This window comes from Streptomyces sp. NPDC006923 (assembly GCF_040635655.1).
Lineage (GTDB): Bacteria > Actinomycetota > Actinomycetes > Streptomycetales > Streptomycetaceae > Streptomyces.
This window is the reverse complement of record NZ_JBEYIF010000011.1, coordinates 258,003-278,663: the sequence shown is the minus strand read 5'-3', so window position 1 is coordinate 278,663 and position 20,661 is coordinate 258,003. Positions and strand designations below refer to the sequence as shown.

The following is a 20,661-nucleotide window of genomic DNA, read 5'->3' as shown; positions in this document are numbered from 1 at the left end:
CCTTTGATACGTATTCGCTACGCGGCCACTACTTGGCCGACGGCGGCGTGGACTTCTTCACCGTCGTCGCCTTGCGCGGGGTGGTCTTCTTCGCCCGGCCGGTCCACGCGGGGCGGGTCAGGTCCGGCAGAACTCGGCCTCCAGAAGGGCCCCTTCAAGGGTGTCGAGGGAGCCGTCGGCGAGCGTGTCCGTGTTGATCCGGAAGGAGAAGGCGTGGCGGCCGTCGGGGGTGGCGGCGGTACGGACGTAGCTGCCCGCGATCCGGCCGTTGTGTCCCCAGACGGTGATGCCGCAGGAGAGCCGCCGCGGATAGACGCCCAAGCCGTAGCGGCCCTGGGTGGCGTCGGTGTCCAGCAGTTCGCGCAGCTCGGACGGGGGGAGGAGGTCGCCGTTCAGCAGGGCGGTGGAGAAGCGGTCGAGATCGTCGAGGGTGGAGATCAGCTCGCCGGCCGCGCCCGCCGGGCGCGGGTCGAGTTCGGTGACATCGCGCAGCTTCCCGCCCCCCTCCGGGGCGCGGCTGTAGGCGCGGCCGTGCGGGGCGGGCAGAGCGGTGCGGCCACCGGGGAAGGAGGTGCCGGTGAGTCCGAGGGGAGCGATGACGCGGAGCTGGGCCTCGACGGCGTAGGGCCGTCCGGTCACCCGCTCGATGATCAGGCCGAGCAGGACATAGTCGGTGTTGGAGTACGCGTACGAGCCGAGCGGGCCCGGTGGCCGGGCGATCGCGGTACGAACGGCGGCCAGGGCGGTTGCCGGGGCCGTCAGGACCACCGGCGGAGCGGGGCCGGAGGCGCTGCCGGTGGCGGCCGGAGAGAGCCCGGAAGGTGCGGAAGGTGCGGAAGGTGTGGAAGGTGTGGAAGGTGTGGAGCCGGCCCTGGTGTAGTCGTACAGACCGCTGGTGTGCCGGAGCAGATCGCGCAGGGTCAGCAGGCGGCCGTCGTTGCCGTGGCCCCGGACCAGTCCGGGAAGATGGCTTTCGACCGTGTCGGACAGGGCCAACTCGCCCTCGGCGGCGAGCTGGAGAACGACCGTCGCCACCACGGTCTTGGTGATGCTGCCGGCCCGGAAGCGGTCGGCGCGGCGGATCCCGGAGCCGGCCGTCTCGAAGCGGGAGGAGGCGGCGGTGCGGGAGAGCAGGGCGGCGGCCGGGGCGCCGCCGGGGCTGACCAGCCGCGCCAGGACGGCGGAGGTGGACGAGGGCCGGGCGGGCGGGACATTCTCCCTGAAAACACCCGCGCCCAGCACGCCTGTTCCCAGCACACTCGCGCCAAGTCCGAACAGGACCATGACCACCGTGGTGCTCAGCCTGGCCCGGGGTAGTGGCATGGTAGGGGTCCTTCCTCCGGCTCCATCCTGTCGGACTCCGGACCCGGGAACAGCGGCGGTCCCGGAGTGAGGGACAATGAAGGCTCTGCCAGGGCGCGTTACGGCACCGCGCGGGCGGTCGGCAGCCGCGGGCCAGGATCAGGGATCGCAGAGGGGACGCATGTCGGAGTCGGAGCAGTCGCGGGACACGGCGCAGGAGCCCCAGCAGGACACGAAGAAGAGCGACGACGGCAGCCCCGACGGGCGCCTGCTCGCGGGCAGGTACCGGCTCGGCGGAGTGCTCGGGCGCGGCGGCATGGGCACGGTCTGGCGGGCCCTCGACGAGACGCTCGGCCGCACGGTGGCCGTGAAGGAACTCCGTTTCCCGTCCAGCATCGACGACGACGAGAAACGCCGTCTCATCACGCGCACGCTGCGCGAGGCCAAGGCGATCGCCCGGATCCGCAACAGCGGAGCGGTCACGGTCTTCGACGTGGTCGACGAGGACGACCGGCCCTGGATCGTGATGGAGCTGGTCGAGGGCAAGTCGCTCGCCGAGGCGATCCGGGAGGACGGCACCCTCACACCGAGACGGGCCGCCGAGGTGGGGCTCGTGATCCTCGACGTGCTGCGCTCCGCGCACCGCGAGGGCATCCTGCACCGCGACGTGAAGCCGTCCAATGTGCTGATCGCCGAGGACGGCCGGGTGGTGCTCACGGACTTCGGTATCGCCCAGGTCGAGGGCGACCCGTCGGTCACCTCCACCGGCATGCTCGTCGGCGCCCCCTCCTACATCTCGCCGGAGCGGGCCCGTGGGCACAAGCCGGGCCCCGCCGCCGACCTCTGGTCGCTCGGCGGGCTGCTCTACGCGGCGGTGGAGGGTTCCCCTCCGTACGACAAGGGTTCGGCCATCGCCACGCTGACGGCGGTGATGACCGAACCGGTCGACCCGCCCAAGAACGCGGGTGCGCTGGAAGAGGTCATCTACGGGCTGCTCGAGAAGGACCCCGCCCAGCGCCTCGACGACGCGGGCGCGCGTGCGCTGCTCCAGGACATCGTCCAGGCTCCCGAACCGGAGCCCGAGCCGGCCCCGGACGCCACCCGGGTCGTGCCGCTGCCGCCGGTGGCGGACGTGGAGAAGCCGGCCAGGCCGGCCAGGCCGGCCGCTGACGCGAGCGCCGACCGGGTGCGCGGCGCGCTGCGCTCCGTACGGAACGCGGCCGCCGCCAGGTCCGAGGCCGGGCCGAAGCCGGAGCCCGTGGCTCCGTCCAGGCCGGCCGCGCAGCGCGCGTCGCTCACCGATGTGGTGCCGCGCCGCACGCTGGTGATCATCGCGGTCGTCGCCGCGCTGGCCGTCCTCTCGACGGTCCTGGTCGTCGCGTTGAGCGGCGGGGACGAGGGCAAGGGGCAGCAGGGCAAGGACAGTACGGCGGCCTCCACGGGCGCCACCACCGGCGACGACGCCGAGACCGGCGGCAAGGACAGCGGAAAGGGACAGGACCAGGGGCAGAGCCCGGACCCCGCCAGGACCGAGGGCGGCACGGGAGACGGCGCCACCACGGGCGGGGAGCCGTCCGGCGACTCCGGTTCCCGGCAGCCGGACGACTCCGGTGATCCGGGCAAGGGCAGCCTCCCGGCCGGTTACTCCAGCGTCAGCGACGCGCAGTTCCGTTTCTCGATGGCGATGCCCAAGGGATTCCACAAGACGGGGATAGCCGGCCGTAACTCCGGCGGCATTTTCAGCGCCGACGGCGGATTCCCGCGCGTGCAGATCGACTTCAACAGCAGCCCGACCGACGACGCCGTCGCCGCGTGGCAGGGGCTCCAGCCGGCCGTCAGGAACAGCAGCACGAACTACCGCCTCATTGGTATCAAAAAGGTCGAGTACAACGGCTATCCGACCGTCGCCGACTGGGAGTTCGAGCGTGACCAGAGCGGTCAGCGGATCCGGGTGCTCGACCGGGGCTTCAAGATCGACGCCAATCGCGGCTACTCGATCATGATCAGTTGCCGGGCTGACGAGTGGAACGGGACGGAGTGCAAGACGCTGCGTGAGACGGCGTTCGCCACATTCAAGCCCGCCGGATGAACGGACTGATTGGGTCCGGCCGTTGCGGGGAAGGTTCGCGGCGACGGAGCCGAACGTTCCGCGGCGGGTTGCCCCGACCCTGCGGCACGTTTGCCTTCGGCCACGTATCGTGAGAGCTCGCGAACCGTACGCATCCACAATGAGCCGGTAAACGACCGGAATTGGCGGTTTCGCGGGTCTCCGAAACCGGGAGACGGCGTGTGGGGAGGCGGCGTGGACGACTACGCGGGACGGGTGCTGGCCGACCGCTATCGCCTCCCCCTGCCGCCCTCCGACGAGTACGAACTCGTCGAGACCAGGGCGTTCGACACATACAGCGGCCAGGAAGTCCTCGTCCGGCAGGTGCCGTTGCCGGAGGTCGTGGACGCGGAGGTCATCGACGCGGAGGGGGTCCCGGCGCCCCGCCGCGCCCCGGGCCGCGCACCGCGCAGGGCCACGGACCCGGCGGTGCGCCGGGCCATCGAGGCCGCCCAGAGCGCCGCGCAGATCCCCGACCATCCACGGCTCGACCAGGTCTTCGACGTGTTCGCCGAGGGCGGGTCGCTGTGGATAGTGAGCGAACTGATCGCGGCGAGACCGCTGGCGGCGCTGCTCGCCGAGAAGCCGCTGAACCCCTACCGGGCGGCGGAGATCGCCTCCGACGTGCTCACCGCGGTACGAGTGGTGCACGCGCACGGCTGGACCCACCGGAACATCACCGTCCGCACGGTGCTCGTCTGCGACGACGGACGGGTGGTACTGACCGGCCTGGCGGCCGGCGCCGCCGAGGAGGCGCTGTGCGGATACGCGCCGGTGCCCGAGCCGCCGGACCGGCCGGGGCCACCGCCGCCGGGGCTCGGCCCGCAGGACCCGCCCGGAGCGCCGCGGCTCGGCGACCGGGAGCAGGACGGACCACGGGAGCGGCTCGCCCCGCCGGAGGAGCACCCGGCACCTGAGCCCCCGGGCCTGCCGTACGACCCCGGACCGACGGCGGGAGTCCCGGGCCGCGCCGCGCTGGGCACCAGCCCCTACGCCGACGGCGCCTCGTCCGGGACGTCCGGCGCGATGCCCCGGCTCAACCAGGGCACGCCCGGGATCCCCGCGCCCTACGGCGGCCGGAACGCCCTGCCCGGCGCGAGCGCCTCGGGAGACATCCGCGCGGCGCGCGCGGGCGCGATCGCGGCCTATCGCGCCGGTGCGCGCGCCGCCGCCCGCGCGTCCGAGGACGAGCGCTCCGGCGACACGGGCGAACTGCCCGCGCCGCGTGCGGAGGAGGCCCCGGAGCCGGCGGGACCGCCGCCCGGCGCGGGACCGGACCCGGAGTGGTGGGCGCGACCGCCGCACTCCTTCGAGGAGCCGGACCCCGACGAGCGCGACGATCCCGACGAGGACGACGACCCGCCCGTTCCGTACCGCGCCCGGCTCGCCGGCACCTGGCGGGACGGCCCCGCGCCCTGGAGCGACGGCTCGGCCCCGGTGCCCGCCGGCGGCGGGAGCCCCTACGGCCCGGGACCGGCCGGTCCCCCCGGCGGCGGATCCGGCCCGACCGGCGGGGGCGCCCCCGGTGTCCCGGCGCCCGGCGACGAGCCCGGCCGCGGCGGGGCGCCCGAGCTTCCGCCCGGCACCGGTGCCGCCGTGGCCCGCGCCGGCGACTCCCCGTATCCCGCCCCCGGCAGTGGCGGCTGGGGGACGAGCGGGGCGGACGCGCTGCGCGCCGACGCGCGGCGGCAGACGACGCGGCTGCCCGCGGTGCCCGGCCAGGGCGCCGGAGCCGGCCGCTGGGACGAGGTCGTGGCGAGCGGGTCCCTGCCCGCGTACCGGGGCCCCGCCACCCCGCTCGCCGCTGAGCGCGCCCGCCAGGCGCGGATCGCGGTCGTGGGAGCCGTCACCGAGCGATGGGCACCGGAACAGGCCGGCCCCGTGCACGAGAACTGGCAGCTCGCACCGCCCATCGGCCCCTCCACCGACCTGTGGGCGCTCGGCGCGCTGCTGTACCGCGCGGTGCAGGGCCACGCCCCGTATCCGGAGGAGAACGCCGCCGAGCTGGTGCAGCTCGTCGTCGCGGAACCGCCCGCCTTCGCCGAGGAGTGCGGCCCGCTGCGCCCCGTCGTCGAGTCGCTGCTGCGTCAGGACCCCACCGAGCGGCCGGACTTCGAGGAGCTGCGCGGCTGGCTGCGTTCGCTCGTACGCTCCGCGCCCGAGCCCGAGGCCGGTCTGGACGTCGTACCGCTGCCGTCCGTCGACGAGACGCGGCTGCCGATAGTGCGGCGCCGCGGTGAGCTGGTCCGCAGGCGCCGCGGCCGCGGCAAGGACATGGGCGGGCGCCACCGTCACAAGAAGGGCAGGGCCCCCCGCCGGGAGAAGGGCGGCTTCGACGAGGAGCGCCGGTCCCAGCAGTACGAGTACGAGCAGCCGCGGTACGAGCGCCGGCCCGAGCCGGAGCCGTACGAGCGGCCGGCCAGGTCCGGGCAGGAGCGGGAGCGCCGGCCCCGTTCCCTGGGCCGCAACCTGCTGGTGCTGATACTGCTCCTGCTTGTGGGGGCCATCGTGTACGCGGTGATGTTCATGCCGAAGACGGGTACCCAGCAGGGCGCGGGCACCGGCGAGGCGAGCCCGGGCGCGTCCGCCGCGCCGGAGTCGCCCGCCGCCTCCGACGCTCCGGGGGATTCCGGCACCTCGGCGCCCCGGACCTCCGCTCCCGCCGCCTCGGCCCCTCCGGTCGACCTCGGCGAGGGCTATGCCCTGCGCCAGGACACCGAGGGTTTCCGGATCGCCGTCGACAAGGACTGGCAGCGGCGTCCCATCAATGACAGCGGCCAAGTCCGCTATGTCGGAGGGGACTTCACACTGATCGTCGTCCCCGGCCGGGACACCGTGGCGGACAACGGCGCCGATCCGATGGAGTACCAGCGGGGCAGGGAGCGGGAGCTCCAGCCCTTCCGGGACTCCTCCTGGTCCACCGCCTCCGGGCTGCGGCGGATCGATGTGGGCCGACAGGCCATGGCCGAGGGCCAGTTCACCTGGCAGGACAGCAGCGGACGTGAGGTCTATGTGCGGAACCTCGCCATGATCATCGACGGCCGCTACCACATCATCCAGGTCATAGGCCCGGACAGCCAGCGGGACAAGGTCAGCGAGATCTACCAACAAGCCTCCGACGCCTACCGTTTCACCGGCTGAACACTGGCCGGAGCGGCACAGCGCGATGTCCGTGAGCCACCCGAGGTTCCGTGTCCGTTCGTCCCCTCCGTAACCTGGCAACCCAAGGAACGGGGCTGGGGACATGGAATATTCAATGGGAACGGGCGCGGGAGCGGACGCCGGACCGGATACGGGGCTGGTGCTCGCCGGGCGTTACCGGCTGAGCAAGGCCATCGGCAGCGGTGGCATGGGCAAGGTGTGGCGGGCGCACGACGAGGTGCTGCACCGTACCGTGGCCGTCAAGGAGTTGACCGCGGGACGGTATGTCTCCGAGGCCGACCGGGCCGTGCTGCACCAGCGGACCCAGAAGGAGGCCCGCGCGGCGGCGCGGATCACCCATCCCGGGGTCGTCACCGTCCACGACGTCCTCGACCACGACGGCCGGCCGTGGATCGTGATGCAGTACGTCGACGGTCCTTCGCTCGCCGACGCCGTGAAGGAGTCCGGCAGGACGAGCGTGCGCGAGGCGGCCAGGATCGGCCTCCAGGTCCTCGACGCGCTGCGCGCCGCACACGCCGCCGGCGTGCTGCACCGGGACGTCAAGCCCGGCAATGTGCTGCTGGCGCGTGACGGCGGGGTGCTGCTGACCGACTTCGGCATCGCGGCGATCGAGGGCGACTCCACCATCACCAGAACCGGTGAACTCGTGGGCTCCATCGACTATCTGGCGCCCGAGCGGGTACGGGGCGCCGATCCCGGTCCCGCCTCCGACCTCTGGTCGCTGGGGGTGACGCTCTACACGGCGGTGCAGGGGATCTCGCCGTTCCGCCGGACCTCACCGCTGTCCACCATGCAGGCGGTGGTGATGGAGGAGCCGCCCCATCCCGAGCTGGCCGGTCCGCTCGCCCCGGTGATCGCGGCGCTGCTGACCAAGGAACCGGCGGCCCGGCCCGGCGCGGCCGAGACCGAGCGGATGCTGCGCGAGGTGCTGGACGGACCGGCGGCCGGCCGGGCGGACACCTACGCGCCGACGCGGATCATGCGGGACGCCGGGCAACAGGCGCCCGCGCCCCGGCCGCTCCCGGCGGAACCGGCGCCGGAACACGGCGAGGGGGCCGGACGCGACGCCGGGCCGGGCCCCCGGGACGGGCAGGACTGGCAGGACTGGCCCAACAGCGCGCAGGCGCACGGGACCCGGCCCTCGTCCGCGCCGATGTCCGCACCACCGGCGCCCGTCCGCCGTGTGCGCCGGCGTACGACTCTGGTGGCCGTCCTGGTCGCCGCGGTCCTCGGCGGCGGTGCCGGCTTCGCCGCGCTGGAGTACGGCAACGACGGGGAGAACGGCTCGCCGAGCGCGGGCGCCACGGCGGGTCAAGTGGCGAAGGAGGGGAACACCAAAGGTGGAACCGTACAATCCGGTTCTATACCGGAAGGCTGGACCCACGTCCGGGCAGACGAGGGCTTCAGTCTCCATGTCCCCCAGGGCTGGGAGCGTCAGATGGACGGCGACCAGATCGACTACACCCCGGACAACGGCCTCCACCTGATACGGATCAGCGTCGGCTCGCCCGACTTCGAGAATCCGTACATGCACATGCTGAACATGGAGAAAGCTCTTCAGCGGCTTCCGCGGTACCAGCGGGTCAGGCTGGCTCCGAACACGTTCCGCGACCAGACTCATTCCGCGCTGTGGGAGTTCACCTGGACGGAGGAGAAAACTCACCCCGGCCAGCGGCACGCGATCGACCAGATCTACTACTCGGACGACAACAATACCGAGTACGCGATCTACATGTCCGGCCCGGAGAAGGACTGGGCGACGACCCGCAGACAGTTCGACGCCGTGCTGCGCAGCTGGCAGCCGCCGCCGGGTGACGCCGGCCAGTGAACGGGAGGGAACGGTATTGCCCGACGACCGGCAGCCCGCGGACATCCGGGGACCCCTTGAAAGCCGGCTGATCGCCGGACGCTACCGGCTGGGCACCAGGCTGGGGCGCGGCGGCATGGGAATCGTGTGGCGGGCCGAGGACGAACTCCTCGGCCGTCCCGTGGCCGTCAAGGAACTGCACGCGGCCAACGACGTCCAGGACCCGGCCACGCTGCGCGAGGCCCGCGCGGTGGCCCGGGTCAAGCACCCGCATGTCGTCGTCGTCCATGACGTGGTGGAGGAGGACGGCCGCCCGTACATCGTGATGGAGCTGATCGAGGGCGATTCGCTGGCCGAGCGGCTCGCGGCCCGCGGCCCCGTCGACACCGCCGAGGCGGCGCGGATCGGGCTCGCGCTGCTGGGCGCGCTGCGCGCCGCGCACGGTCTCGGCGTGCTGCACCGTGATCTCAAGCCGGCCAATGTCCTGCTGGAGGAGGTCACGGGGCGGGTCGTGCTGACCGACTTCGGGATCGCCCGGCTCGTCGGCACCACGACGATCACCGATCCCGGCTCGTTCGTCGGCTCGCCCGAATACACCGCGCCCGAGCGGATGCTGGACGGGAACGAGGCCGGTCCCGCCTCGGATCTCTGGTCGCTCGGGGCGCTGCTGTGCGCGATGCTCAGCGGCGAGTCGCCCTTCCACCGGGATTCACTGCCGGGGGTGCTGCACGCGGTGGTGGAGGCCGAGATCGTGACGCCGCCCGCCGCGGAACCGCTGCTGCCCGTCGTACGCGGGCTGCTGGAGCGGGACCCGGCGCGCAGGCTCGACGCGGCGGACGCGGAACGGCTGCTGCGCGAATACGTCATCACCGGCGTCACCCCGCCGCGGTCGGCCGCGGACCCGCGCGCGACCGCCCACTGGTATGTGCCGCACACCGGACCGCCCCGGGGGCCCGTCGCCGGCCTTCCGGGGAGCGGCGCCCCGGCCCGCCGCCGTACCGCGCTCGTCGCGGGCGTGGTGGTCGCGGCGCTGGCGGGCGCGGGAGCCCTGTCCACCACCCTGTTCCGGGACGTCCGCGGTTTCTCCGGCCAACTCGGCAGCGGCACCAGCGCGCTGACCGACGAACTGCCGGGCGGGACGGACCCGGGCGCCATGCCGCCGGTCCACACCGGCCGTTCGTCGTTCCCCGGAGGAACGCTCAACCCCGCGCCGCCCGCTCCCGAGGGCTATCACACCGTCCATGACCGGAGGGGGTTCAGCATCGCCGTCCCCCACGGCTTCGCCCGCTTCCATGACGAGGCGCGGATCTACTACAGGTCGCCGGACGGGGCGTTCAGGATCGGCATCCGCATCCAGGACAGCAGACCCGGCGGGCCGGCGGCGGCCATACGGTTCGCGGACGCCATCGGCCCCGACACCAACCCCGGTTACCACGACGGCAGAGTCACACCGACCACGCACAACGGATACCCGGCCGCGCTCTGGGAGTTCACCTGGAGCGGGTTCTCCCGCGCCGAGGGACCGCGCCACACCTTCGATCTCTGCTGGGACCAGGGCGGGCGGATGTACGACATCTGGGTCTCGGCCCCGGTGGGCGGGCTGGACGAGGCGCGCCGGCTCTTCGACACCGCCCTCGACTCCTTCGTCCCGCCGGTGCGGGCGCCCGTACACGCGCCGGGCGCCGAGTAACGGCATGTGCGCACCGGCCCGGTCCCGGCACCGGCGCGCGAACACACATACGGAGCGTGGCGGCGCGGACCCCCACGGACGGGGCGTCAGTGGCTGGTGAGCAGGGCGGTGACCGAGGCGGTGAGTGACCGGTGAGCGGCTGGTGAAAAGCTGTTACCGACGGGTACCAAAAGCTTGGGATGCGGCATACCCTCGGCCGCATGACGGACTCGCAGGCACCCGCCACCGCCCTCCGTACCAACCCCGTGGCCGCCGCTCCGGCCGGCGCGCGCACGGCGGCCGATGTGGTCACTCCCGAACTCATCGCCCAGCTCACACACGGCGTCATAGGCTCCGGCCGCACCACGAGCCACACCCCCTTCACCGGGGAGAAGCTGGCGGACCTGCCCGAATCCACCCCCGAGGACGTCGAGACCGCCTTCGAACGGGCCCGCGCGGCGGGGCGCGGCTGGGCCGCCGTGCCGGTGCGGCGGCGTGCGGCCGTGCTGCTCCGCTTCCACGATCTCGTCCTGGAGCGCCAGGCCGAGGTGCTCGACCTGATGCAGCTCGAAACCGGCAAGGCCAGGCTGCACGCGCACGAAGAGGTCCAGGCGGTGGTCGTGGCCGCCCGGCACTACGGGCGCGCGGCGGTGTCGTATCTGAGGCCGAGGCGGCACCCCGGCGCGGTACCGGTCCTGACCAAAGCCACCGAGCTGCGCCACCCGCGCGGTGTGGTGGGCCAGATCGTGCCCTGGAACTACCCCTTCGAGCTGGCCCTCGGGGATGCCCTGCCCGCGCTGGTCGCGGGCAACGCGCTGGTGATGAAGCCGGACACCGAGAGCGCGCTCACCGTGCTCTGGGGCCGTGACCTGCTGATCGAGGCGGGGCTGCCGGCCGAGGTCTTCCAGGTGGTCCTGGGCGAGGGACCGGTCGTCGGCCCCGAGGTGGTCAGGCACGCCGACTATGTCTCCTTCACCGGCTCGACCCGGACCGGCCGCGAGGTCGCCAGGGGCGCGGCGGACCGCCTCGTCGGCGCGTCCCTCGAACTGGGCGGCAAGAACCCCATGCTGGTCCTGCGCGACGCGGATGTGGAGAAGGCCGCGGCGGGCGCGGTGCGCGCCTGTTTCTCCTCCGCCGGCCAGCTCTGCATCTCCATCGAGCGGCTGTACGTCCACGACTCGGTCGCCGACGCGTTCGTCGAGCGGTTCGCCGCCCGTACGAAGGCCCTGCGCCTCGGCAGGTCGCTCGCGTACGGCGCGGACATGGGATCGCTCGCGGGGGAGCGCCAGTTCGGGACGGTGGTCCGGCATGTCGAGGAGGCCGTCGCCAAGGGCGCCACGATCGTCGCCGGCGGGGTCGCTCGCCCCGACATCGGGCCGTTCTTCCACGAGCCGACCATTCTCGACGGCGTCGAGGCGCCGATGGCGGTCTGCACGGAGGAGACATTCGGCCCGGTCGTCTCCCTCTACCGTTTCAGCGGCGAGGAGGAGGCGATCGGCCTCGCCAACAGCACGCCGTACGGCCTCAACGCCAGCGTGTGGACGAAGGACGCCGCGCGCGGCCGCGCGGTCGCGGCCCGGCTGCGGTGCGGGACGGTCAACATCAACGAGGGGTACGCGTCGGCGTACGGCAGCGTGGCCGCGCCGATGGGCGGCATGAAGGAGTCCGGCCTCGGCAGACGGCACGGCTCCGAGGGGATCCTCAAGTACACCGAGGCGCAGACCGTCGCGCAGCAGCGGATCCTGCCCATGGCCCCGTCCTTCGGGATGGACGACGAGAAGTACGCGGCCTTCATGAGCCGCGGTCTGCGGGCCATGAAGGCCCTGCGCCTGCGGTAGTCCAGGACAAGGAGTGCGAGCCAGTGTCACAGGACAGCCATGCCCGGAACCGGGTCGCTTCGGACGCCAACCACGCCAGTAACGCCAGTAACGCCAGTAACGCCAGCAACACCACCAACACCACCAACACTGCCGACGGGGATCACACGTACGACTACGACTACGACGTGATCGTGGTCGGCTCCGGCTTCGGAGGCTCGGTCGCCGCGCTGCGGCTGACCGAGAAGGGATACCGCGTCGGTGTGCTGGAGGCGGGCCGCCGCTTCACGCGCGAGACCCTGCCCACGAGTTCGTGGGACATCAGGAACTACCTCTGGGCGCCGGCCCTGGGGCTCTACGGCATCCAGCGCGTGCATCTGCTCGGCCATGTGATGGTGCTGGCGGGCGCCGGGGTCGGCGGCGGCTCGCTCAACTACGCCAACACCCTTTACATACCGCCCGCCGCGTTCTTCAACGACCCGCAGTGGGCGTCGATCACCGACTGGGAGCAGGAGCTCGCGCCGTACTACGACCAGGCGCGGCGCATGCTCGGCGTGCGGCTCAACCCGACCGTGACCCCCTCGGACGTGCATCTGAAGGCGGCGGCGGAGGCCATGGGCGTCGGTGACAGCTTCCACCCGGCGCCGGTCGGGGTTTTCTTCGGTGACGGCGAGGACGCCGGTGGTACGCCGAGGACCGAGCCGGGCGAGGAAGCCGCCGACCCCTACTTCGGCGGGGCCGGACCCGCGCGCAGGGCCTGCACCGAGTGCGGTGAGTGCATGACGGGCTGCCGGCACGGCGCGAAGAACACCCTGAACGAGAACTACCTCTACCTGGCCGAGCGGGCGGGCGCCGTCATCCACCCGATGACCTCGGTGGTCGCTGTGACGGAGGACGGGGCGGGCGGTTTCCGGGTCACGACGATCCCGACCGACACGCGCCGCTTCCTCGGGAAGCGCCGTGCGAAGGTCCTGCGCGCCCGGCGGGTGGTGATCGCGGCGGGCACCTACGGTACGGGCACGCTGCTGCACACGATGAAGGACCGGGGCCTGCTGCCGCGTATGTCGCCGAGGCTGGGTGAACTGACCCGTACCAACTCCGAGGCGCTGGTGGGCGCGCAGACCGACGACCGCAGCTACCGGGCGCGGCACGGCACGGACAGGGCCGACTTCACCAGGGGTGTCGCCATCACGTCCTCGATCCATCCGAACGACACCACCCATGTCGAGCCCGTGCGCTACGGCAAGGGCTCCAACGCGATGGGCTCGCTGTCCATCCTCCAAGTGCCGCTCAGCGACCGGCGGATACGGGCCTGGCTCGGGAACGCCGTCAGGCACCCGGCGCTGCTGCTGCGTTCGCTCTCCAACCGCCGCTGGTCGGAGCGGACGATCATCGGTCTGGTGATGCAGTCGCTGGACAACTCCCTGACGACCTACCGCAAACCGGCCGGTGTGGGCAAGGGACTGCTCACCGCGCGCCAGGGCCACGGCGCTCCCAACCCGAAGCAGATCCCCGAGGCGACGCGCGCCGCGACCCTGATCGCGGAGGAGATCAACGGCTTCGCGGGCAGCAATGTGGGTGAACTGATGGGCACTCCGCTGACCGCGCACTTCCTGGGCGGGTGCGCCATCGGCGCGTCGGCGGAGGACGGCGTGATCGATCCGTATCACCGGCTGTACGGACACCCGGGCATCTCGGTGGTCGACGGCTCGGCGGTCTCGGCGAACCTGGGCGTGAACCCGGCCCTGACGATCACGGCACAGGCCGAGCGCGCGATGTCCCTCTGGCCCAACAAGGGTGAACCTGACCCGCGTCCGGAGCAGGGCGCGGCGTATGTCCGTACGGCGCCGGTCGAGCCGGTCTCCCCGGCCGTGCCGCCGGAGGCGTTCGGCGCGCTGAGGCTGCCGTTCCTGGGCATGCCGGCGGTCCCGCCGAGGAAATGACGCGGAAGGACAGAGAGAGGCGCTGCACCCCCCTCCGAGTGCAGCGCCTCTCTCTGTCCGGTCGTCCGGCTGTCCCGTCGTCCGGGCGTGTTACGCGACGGCGTCGTCCCGGCGGCGCTTCATCGCGAAGACCACACCGGCACCGGCGAGGACGGCGATGCCGCCGGCCGTACCGAGCACGGGAAGCATCGAGGACGACCCGGTCTCGGCGAGGCTGCCGGTGACGGGGAGTTCCTTGGCGCCGCCCTGCGGCTTTGTGTCCGTGGAGGGCTTGTCGCCCTTGCCCGGCTTGGCCTCGCCCGGGTTGTCGTTGCCGGAGCCCGTGGCCAGGACCTCGAAGTACCAGTCCGCGTAGGCGGTGTGGTAGCAGTCCTTGTCGTCGTCGGCGTAACCGGCGAGGCCCAGTGTATAGCCGTCGCCGGCCGGGGCCTTGGCGCCGATGTTCACCCGCAGCTGGAGGTCGACGTACGTCTTGGCGCCCAGCTCGGTCTCGCCGAAGTAGGAGCCGGCGCCGAACTCGTCGCTGACCGAGACCCAGGTGCCGTTCTCGTCCTGGAACTGGATCTCGGCGTAGGTGCTGAGCCAGTCCTTCTCCTGGTCGCTCTCCGAGAAGTTGTCGACGAAGAGCGCCCACTCCACGGTGCCGAGCGCCGTGTCGGAGGTGTTGGTGGCACGCATCGAGAAGGTGTGCCAGCCGCTGCCGGCGACGATCTTGCCGGGTAGGCCCTTGATGCCGAGCTCCAGCGCGGAGTCCAGGTCGACGCCGTCGTCATCGGTGGGGCACTCGTCGGTCGGCTCGGTCGGCTCGTCGCCGGGGCCGGCCGACTCGGAGGTCCCGGGGGCGGGCTCGGACGGCGCGGGTGCCGACTCCGAGGCGCTGGGGCCGGGCTTGGCGGGCTCGGTGCCCGGCGAGGATTCCTCTCCGGCGGGCGCCGAGTCCTCGGGGGCGGGCGGCGTGCTCTCGCCGCCGGTCTCGGGGATTTCGCCGGCCGGGGACTCCGAGGCGTCGGGAGCGGCAGACTCGGTCGTGGTCGGGGGAGCGGTCGTGTCACCGTCTGTCGCGAACGCGGCAGGGGCCGCGAAGAAGGCGGCAGGGGCTATGACGGCGGTCGCGGCTGCGACAGCCATGGCGCGGCGGAGCTTCATAAGGACCTCGGCGAAGTCGGCGCACCATCTGCGGGGGTGCGGGATATTGGGGCCCTCCGGGTGTGGGGGTCACGGGTGTGGCCACTGGTTTTGCATGCAAGACCCACGACCCCCGGCAATGGTTGTTGTCCACTTCACAGAATCTTTATGTGGCCTGTGTCACATCCGCTGGGGGCCGGGAGGCCGGGAGCGGACGGAGTGCCGAGGGCCGGAGGTGTGACCGCCACATCGGAAGGCCGGCCGGTCCCGGGCGTCCCCGGAACCGGCCGGCCTGGGCGACCGGGCGGCTGTCCCCTGCCGTCCGGTCACGGGCGCCGGGGTGAGGTCCTGCGGCGCACCCGTGGTACGTCGCACGCCCCGGCGGAGCCACGCGGTTCGTTCTGTTTCCCTGCGAGCCCGTACGGCCAACGAAGGCGCTTCGCACCCGGTCACGCGCCGTACGGGTGAGAGCGGTGCCCGAACTCAGATACGGGCACCGGCGGGCCGGGGCCTCAGACGCGGCCCCGGCACAGTTCGAGCAGGGTCATCGCCAGCGATGTGCCCGGCTTGCCGAGGGCGTCCCGGTAGTGGCCGAGGATCTCCATCTCGCGGGAGAGATTGACCCTGCGGCCCCCGGAGGAGATCCGGGCGTCCTGGATGGCGGCGGACACCGCCATCCGTTCCTGGACGAGCGCGATGATCCGCTCGTCCAGCGAGTCGACGCGCTCGCGGGCGTCGCCGATGAGGGAGGCGGCCTCCGCGGTCCGGGCGCCGGTGTGCTCCGTGGCGCCGGTGTTCTTCGTGGGGCCGGTGTTCTCGGTGACGGTCATGTCGGGCTCCTGTCGGGGTGGGTGTCCCCGGGAGCGGCACGGCCCCGAACGCGACAGACGCCCCGGGCCTTGCCGGCCCGGGGCGCCTGGGAAGTCGCTTGTCAGTTCAAGCAGCACGACCATGGCAGCCGGACGGGCCGGTGCCATAGGTAAAGACGAAGGTCTGCTGCTCGCGCATACGGTCAGTATGGAGCAGAGGCCGCGGCGCCCGGCAACGTTGGTTCGGATGCTGAGACGGCGGGCCGTTCCGGGACCGCCGTTAGAATCGACCCAACAAGACCCACTTTTCACCGCCGGAAGGCCGCCCCGTGCCAGCAGCGCCCCCCGCCGCCGTCTCCGATGTCGTCCTCGTCGTCGACTTCGGCGCGCAGTACGCCCAGCTCATCGCCCGCCGTGTCCGCGAGGCCCGGGTCTACAGCGAGATCGTCCCGTCCACCATGCCGGTGGCCGAGATGCTGGCCAGGAACCCCCGGGCGGTCATCCTCTCCGGCGGCCCGTCGTCCGTCTACGCGGAGCACGCCCCGAGCGTCGACCGCGCGCTCTTCGAGGCCGGCGTCCCCGTCTTCGGGATGTGCTACGGCTTCCAGCTCATGGCGACCGCGCTCGGCGGGACCGTCGACAACACCGGCGCGCGGGAGTACGGCCGTACACCGCTCCATGTCTCGGGCACCGGCTCCACCCTCTTCGAGGGCACGCCGGCCGAGCAGGCCGTCTGGATGTCCCACGGCGACGCCTGCTCCGCCGCCCCGGAGGGCTTCACCGTCACCGCGTCCACGGACGTCGTGCCCGTCGCGGCCTTCGAGAACGACGAGAAGAAGCTGTACGGCGTCCAGCACCACCCCGAGGTGATGCACTCCACCTACGGCCAGCAGGTCCTGGAGCACTTCCTCTACCGGGGCGCCGGTATCGAGCCGAACTGGACCACCACCAATGTGGTGGAGGAGCAGGTCGAGCTGATCCGAGAGCAGGTCGGCACCAAGCGCGCCATCTGCGGTCTGTCCGGCGGCGTGGACTCCGCCGTGGCCGCGGCCCTGGTGCAGAAGGCCATCGGCTCCCAGCTCACCTGCGTGTACGTCGACCACGGTCTGATGCGCAAGGGCGAGACCGAGCAGGTCGAGAAGGACTTCGTGGCCGCCACCGGCGTCCAGCTCAAGGTGGTCGACGCCGAGGAGCGCTTCCTCGCCGCGCTCGCCGGGGTCTCCGACCCTGAGCAGAAGCGGAAGATCATCGGCCGCGAGTTCATCCGCGTCTTCGAGCAGGCCCAGGCCGAGATCGTCGCCGAGGCGGGCGCGGAGGGCGAGGACGTCGCGTTCCTGGTCCAGGGCACGCTCTATCCGGATGTCGTCGAGTCGGGCGGCGGCTCCGGCACGGCCAACATCAAGTCCCACCACAATGTCGGCGGGCTCCCCGACGACATCGAGTTCCAGCTCATCGAGCCGCTGCGCAAGCTGTTCAAGGACGAGGTCCGGATGGTCGGCCAGGAGCTGGGCCTGCCGGACGAGATCGTCCAGCGCCAGCCGTTCCCCGGCCCGGGCCTCGGTATCCGTATCGTCGGCGAGGTCACGAAGGAGCGCCTGGACCTGCTGCGCGAGGCGGACTCGATCGCCCGTGAGGAGCTGACCGCGGCCGGGCTCGACCGCGACATCTGGCAGTGCCCGGTGGTCCTCCTCGCGGATGTGCGCTCCGTGGGCGTCCAGGGCGACGGCCGTACGTACGGTCACCCGATCGTGCTGCGCCCCGTCTCGTCCGAGGACGCGATGACCGCCGACTGGACGCGGATGCCGTACGACGTGCTGGCGAAGATCTCCACCAGGATCACCAACGAGGTCGCGGAGGTGAACCGCGTGGTCCTCGATGTGACGAGCAAGCCCCCGGGCACGATCGAGTGGGAGTGACCCTCCCGCCGTCTCCCGGCTCGTCCCGTCCGACGCCGTCGCCCGTTCGTCCGGGCGGCGGCGTCGGCCGTTGCGCCCACCCGTGGCGGGTGTCCGCCACTTCCGGCCGGATCCGGTGGCCGGGTCAGGCGCCCGCCGGGTCGAGTGTGAAGTCCTCGAAGTCAAAGCCCGGCGAGACGACGCAGGTCACGAGGGTGGGCTCGGCTCCCGCCGGTTCCGCCGACTGCCAGGCCCCGGCGGGGACGAGCAACTGGGGCCGTTCGCCGGCCTCGACGTCCGGGCCCAGGATGTGGGTCTCATCGCCGATGTGCAGCCGCAGCGGTCCGCCCCGGTGCCACAGCCAGAGCTCGTCGGACCGTACCCGGTGGCCGGCGGAGCGCTCGCCGGGATGCAGCAGGAAGTAGATGCCGGTGGCGAAGGCGCGCGGCCCGGGGTATCCGGGCGGGGTGGCGGAACTCCCGGTGCGCCAGGTCTCCTTGAACCAGCCGCCCTCGACATGCGGTTCCAGACCGAGAAGGGCGACCAGCGGCGAGGTGTCAGTCATGGCGGGCATTCTCGTACACCGGCGTCCGGGCCCCGGCGTCCGGGGAGCGCCGGGCGGTGTCGAGGAGGCCGACGGTGCAAGCGTCACCTGGGGCGAAACGGTCTTTCCGGGCGCGTGGCCCTGCCCTGGGAGCACCCACGGGCCCTCCGGGGCCACCGAGTCAACAACGTGACGAGGTCGTCACCCTCCCCGGCCGCCCCGACAGCGTTTCTGCCCCGCTGTATACGGCACAATTCCCAGTCTGCGCAAGGAAGTTCACTGGTTCGGGGTTCTGGGTTCGGGGCGGGGAAGGCGGCATTCGTCGTGGCGGTGCAAGAAGCGGGACTCGGCGTGCACGGCGGAGGCTGTCTGTGCGGCGACTGCCCGCACGGAGCGCGCGAGGGACACAGGCGGGCCGTGGCCGCGTTCCTGGCCAAACGGGACGGGCTGGCCGCCGGACAGGGGCTGCCGGCCGCGGTCGCGCACTCGGCGGGCGCCTCCCGGCAATGGGTGTCCGACGAGCTCACCCAGTCCGCCCGTACGGTCGCGGACCGCGGCCGGGAGGCCGGCCAGGCGTGGCTGCGCTCCGTCTGGCGGCACACGCTGCTGGTGGTGTGGGGCGGTGTCGTACTGTTCGCTCTCGCACAGACCGCCACCGCGATCGGGGCCGGCTGGTCGCTCGCCCGTACGGCCGGGCTGCTCGCCGCGCTGGCCGTCGCGGGGCTGCTGACCGTCGCCGCCCGGCTGCACCGGGCACGCGGGGGGCTGCTGGCACCGCTGATCGGTGAGGACAACCGGCTGTCGACCTCACGGACCGTCGCCTCCGTATGGGTGCTGTTCGTCGTCTTCGCCGTACTCGTGCTCGCGCTCCAGCTCGCGGGCGCCTCCGGCCACACCGGGCGCGACGCCTTGATCGCCGGGCTCGATCTCGCCCGGGGCGCGGGCATTGTGACGGTGCTGGCCGTGGTCTGTGCCATCGCCGTGGTGGTACGCCAGGTGGTGGCGGTGCGGGTGGGGACCCAGCGGCTGCAGAAGGTACGGGCCGAACGCCCGCGACTGGCCGACCTGCTCTGCGACGACGCGGGACACGGCAGCTTCACCGATGTGCAGTATGCCCTGGTGAACGCGGTCGCCGTGATCTTCTCGGCGGTACGGCTGGCCCGGCGGCCCGAGCAACTGCCCGATCTCCCCTGGGCGCTCGCCCTGCTGGTCGCCGTCTCCGCCGCCACCTATTTCGCGGGAAAGTACGTGGAGGGCGGGCGGCCCGTCATCCTGTCGGTGGTGCGCGCCAGGGAGGCGGGAGACCTGGACGCCCCGATCCGTACCGGCGACGACATGGAGATCCGCGGCACCGGCTTTGTGCCGCCGGGCGCGGGCACGCCGGACCGGCTCGCCCGGATGGTCGTCAAGGTCGGCCCGGTCCATGTCCATGTACCGCTGGTCCCGGTGCCCGGCGGCTTCGCGAATCCGGCCGACACGACGCTGATCGTGCCGGTGCCGGTCGATGTGGAGCCGGGGACCGTGGAGGTGCGGGTCGTCACGGCCGCCGGGGTGGAAACCAATACGGTCACCGTCGAGGTCATGGACTGAGCCGGGTCATGGACTGAGCCGGACCGAGCGAGCCCGGCCCGTGTGAGACCGGACCGACTGGCACCGGCCCCGGGTGAGACCGGTGGGGCCGGCGGCCGGGCTCGACCTGCGGCGATTCTGTCCGATTCTATTGAGATATCGCCCGTTCTGGCAGGGCATTTCGTTCATTCCCTGAGGGGTCCGGGCAGAGGTCTGTCCGAATTCGACAGGCAGAACGTCTTGACCGCTGAGCGCCGGACGCGTCGCATGCGTATTGCAGGGAAGAGGCACGCGGGTGCCACCTCCGCGGCGGCGTGGACGGCGACAGGGACAGGAAGGCGGACCGGCGATGACATATGACCACCGGACGAGGGCACACGGCGGGCCGGCCGGCGAGCGGGGCGGCCGGCGGGAGAGCGCCGCTCGCTACGCGCTGCTGCCGCTGCGGATCTTTCTCGGCGTCACCTTCATCTACGCGGGGCTCGACAAGCTCACCGACAGCGGGTTCTTCTCGGCGACCGGCACCGGTTCGGTCGGCGAGCTGATGCGCGGAGTGCGGGACAGCTCGGCGATTCCCGCGCTTGTCGACCTGGCGCTCAAGAGCCCGGCGGGCTTCGGCTACGCCATAGCCCTGGGCGAGCTCGCCGTGGGCCTGGGCACCCTCTTCGGCGTACTCGCCCGGCTCGCCGCGTTCGGCGGCGCCCTGATCTCGCTGAGCCTGTGGCTCACCGTGAGCTGGCAGAGCGATCCGTACTACTACGGCAACGACCTGGCCTATCTGATGGCCTGGCTGCCGCTGGTGCTCGCCGGCGCCCCGCTGTTCTCCCTGGACTCCGTCTGGGCCGGCCGGCGGCGGCGGATCAGCTAGGGTCCGGGCCGGCCGACGGCGCTACTTTCGCAACACGCCCCAGG

13 protein-coding genes are annotated in these 20,661 nt (G+C 72.3%); 9 read left to right on the top strand and 4 right to left on the bottom strand.

From position 1 onward, the window contains the following. Positions 1-117: 117 nt before the first annotated feature. Entirely contained in the window at positions 118-1,323 is a 1,206-nt protein-coding gene (locus ABZ707_RS23260) for a serine hydrolase domain-containing protein (protein ID WP_360178143.1), read from the bottom strand. A 160-nt stretch (positions 1,324-1,483) separates the two neighbouring features. On the opposite strand from ABZ707_RS23260, the gene ABZ707_RS23255 reads away from it, so the two are divergent. From ABZ707_RS23255 to ABZ707_RS23230, 6 genes are all read left to right on the top strand, one after another. Next, the gene (locus ABZ707_RS23255; protein ID WP_360178140.1) at positions 1,484-3,391 is read left to right on the top strand and encodes a serine/threonine-protein kinase; all 1,908 of its coding nucleotides are present in this window, start codon (positions 1,484-1,486) and stop codon (positions 3,389-3,391) included. A gap of 213 nt (positions 3,392-3,604) precedes the next feature. Then, positions 3,605-6,550, top strand: a complete 2,946-nt coding sequence (locus ABZ707_RS23250) for a serine/threonine protein kinase (protein WP_360178136.1) — start codon at positions 3,605-3,607, stop codon at positions 6,548-6,550. A gap of 103 nt (positions 6,551-6,653) precedes the next feature. After that, on the top strand, positions 6,654-8,399 hold the full coding sequence (locus ABZ707_RS23245) for a protein kinase (protein WP_360178133.1): 1,746 nt from the start codon (positions 6,654-6,656) through the stop codon (positions 8,397-8,399). A 16-nt stretch (positions 8,400-8,415) separates the two neighbouring features. After that, positions 8,416-10,068: a serine/threonine-protein kinase gene (locus ABZ707_RS23240; RefSeq protein ID WP_360178130.1), complete on the top strand. Its 1,653-nt coding sequence runs from the start codon at positions 8,416-8,418 to the stop codon at positions 10,066-10,068. Positions 10,069-10,268: 200 nt separating this feature from the next. Beyond that, positions 10,269-11,885: a succinic semialdehyde dehydrogenase gene (locus ABZ707_RS23235; RefSeq protein ID WP_360178127.1), complete on the top strand. Its 1,617-nt coding sequence runs from the start codon at positions 10,269-10,271 to the stop codon at positions 11,883-11,885. A gap of 167 nt (positions 11,886-12,052) precedes the next feature. Continuing rightward, a complete protein-coding gene (locus ABZ707_RS23230; protein ID WP_360178200.1) occupies positions 12,053-13,807 on the top strand; it encodes a GMC family oxidoreductase in 1,755 nt (584 codons plus the stop codon). Positions 13,808-13,897: 90 nt separating this feature from the next. On the opposite strand, the gene ABZ707_RS23225 is transcribed toward ABZ707_RS23230, so the two are convergent. Together ABZ707_RS23225 and ABZ707_RS23220 are read right to left on the bottom strand one after the other, a co-directional pair. Next, positions 13,898-14,935: an LPXTG cell wall anchor domain-containing protein gene (locus ABZ707_RS23225; RefSeq protein ID WP_360178124.1), complete on the bottom strand. Its 1,038-nt coding sequence runs from the start codon at positions 14,933-14,935 to the stop codon at positions 13,898-13,900. A 509-nt stretch (positions 14,936-15,444) separates the two neighbouring features. Then, positions 15,445-15,762, bottom strand: coding sequence for a chorismate mutase (locus ABZ707_RS23220; protein ID WP_360178121.1), 318 nt, complete (start codon positions 15,760-15,762; stop codon positions 15,445-15,447). Positions 15,763-16,070: 308 nt separating this feature from the next. Between ABZ707_RS23220 and guaA the strand changes: the two genes are divergently transcribed. After that, positions 16,071-17,657 (top strand): glutamine-hydrolyzing GMP synthase, encoded by a 1,587-nt coding sequence (gene guaA / locus ABZ707_RS23215; RefSeq protein ID WP_360178118.1) that lies wholly within the window; start codon positions 16,071-16,073, stop codon positions 17,655-17,657. Positions 17,658-17,781: 124 nt separating this feature from the next. Here the strand turns inward: guaA and ABZ707_RS23210 are convergent, their stop codons facing one another. Next, entirely contained in the window at positions 17,782-18,201 is a 420-nt protein-coding gene (locus ABZ707_RS23210; RefSeq protein WP_360178115.1) for a cupin domain-containing protein, read from the bottom strand. Between the two features lie 303 nt (positions 18,202-18,504). On the opposite strand from ABZ707_RS23210, the gene ABZ707_RS23205 reads away from it, so the two are divergent. Both ABZ707_RS23205 and ABZ707_RS23200 read left to right on the top strand, forming a co-directional pair. Then, positions 18,505-19,770: a hypothetical protein gene (locus tag ABZ707_RS23205; protein ID WP_360178112.1), complete on the top strand. Its 1,266-nt coding sequence runs from the start codon at positions 18,505-18,507 to the stop codon at positions 19,768-19,770. A 328-nt stretch (positions 19,771-20,098) separates the two neighbouring features. Then, positions 20,099-20,617, top strand: coding sequence for a DoxX family protein (locus ABZ707_RS23200; protein WP_360178109.1), 519 nt, complete (start codon positions 20,099-20,101; stop codon positions 20,615-20,617). Positions 20,618-20,661: the final 44 nt, after the last annotated feature.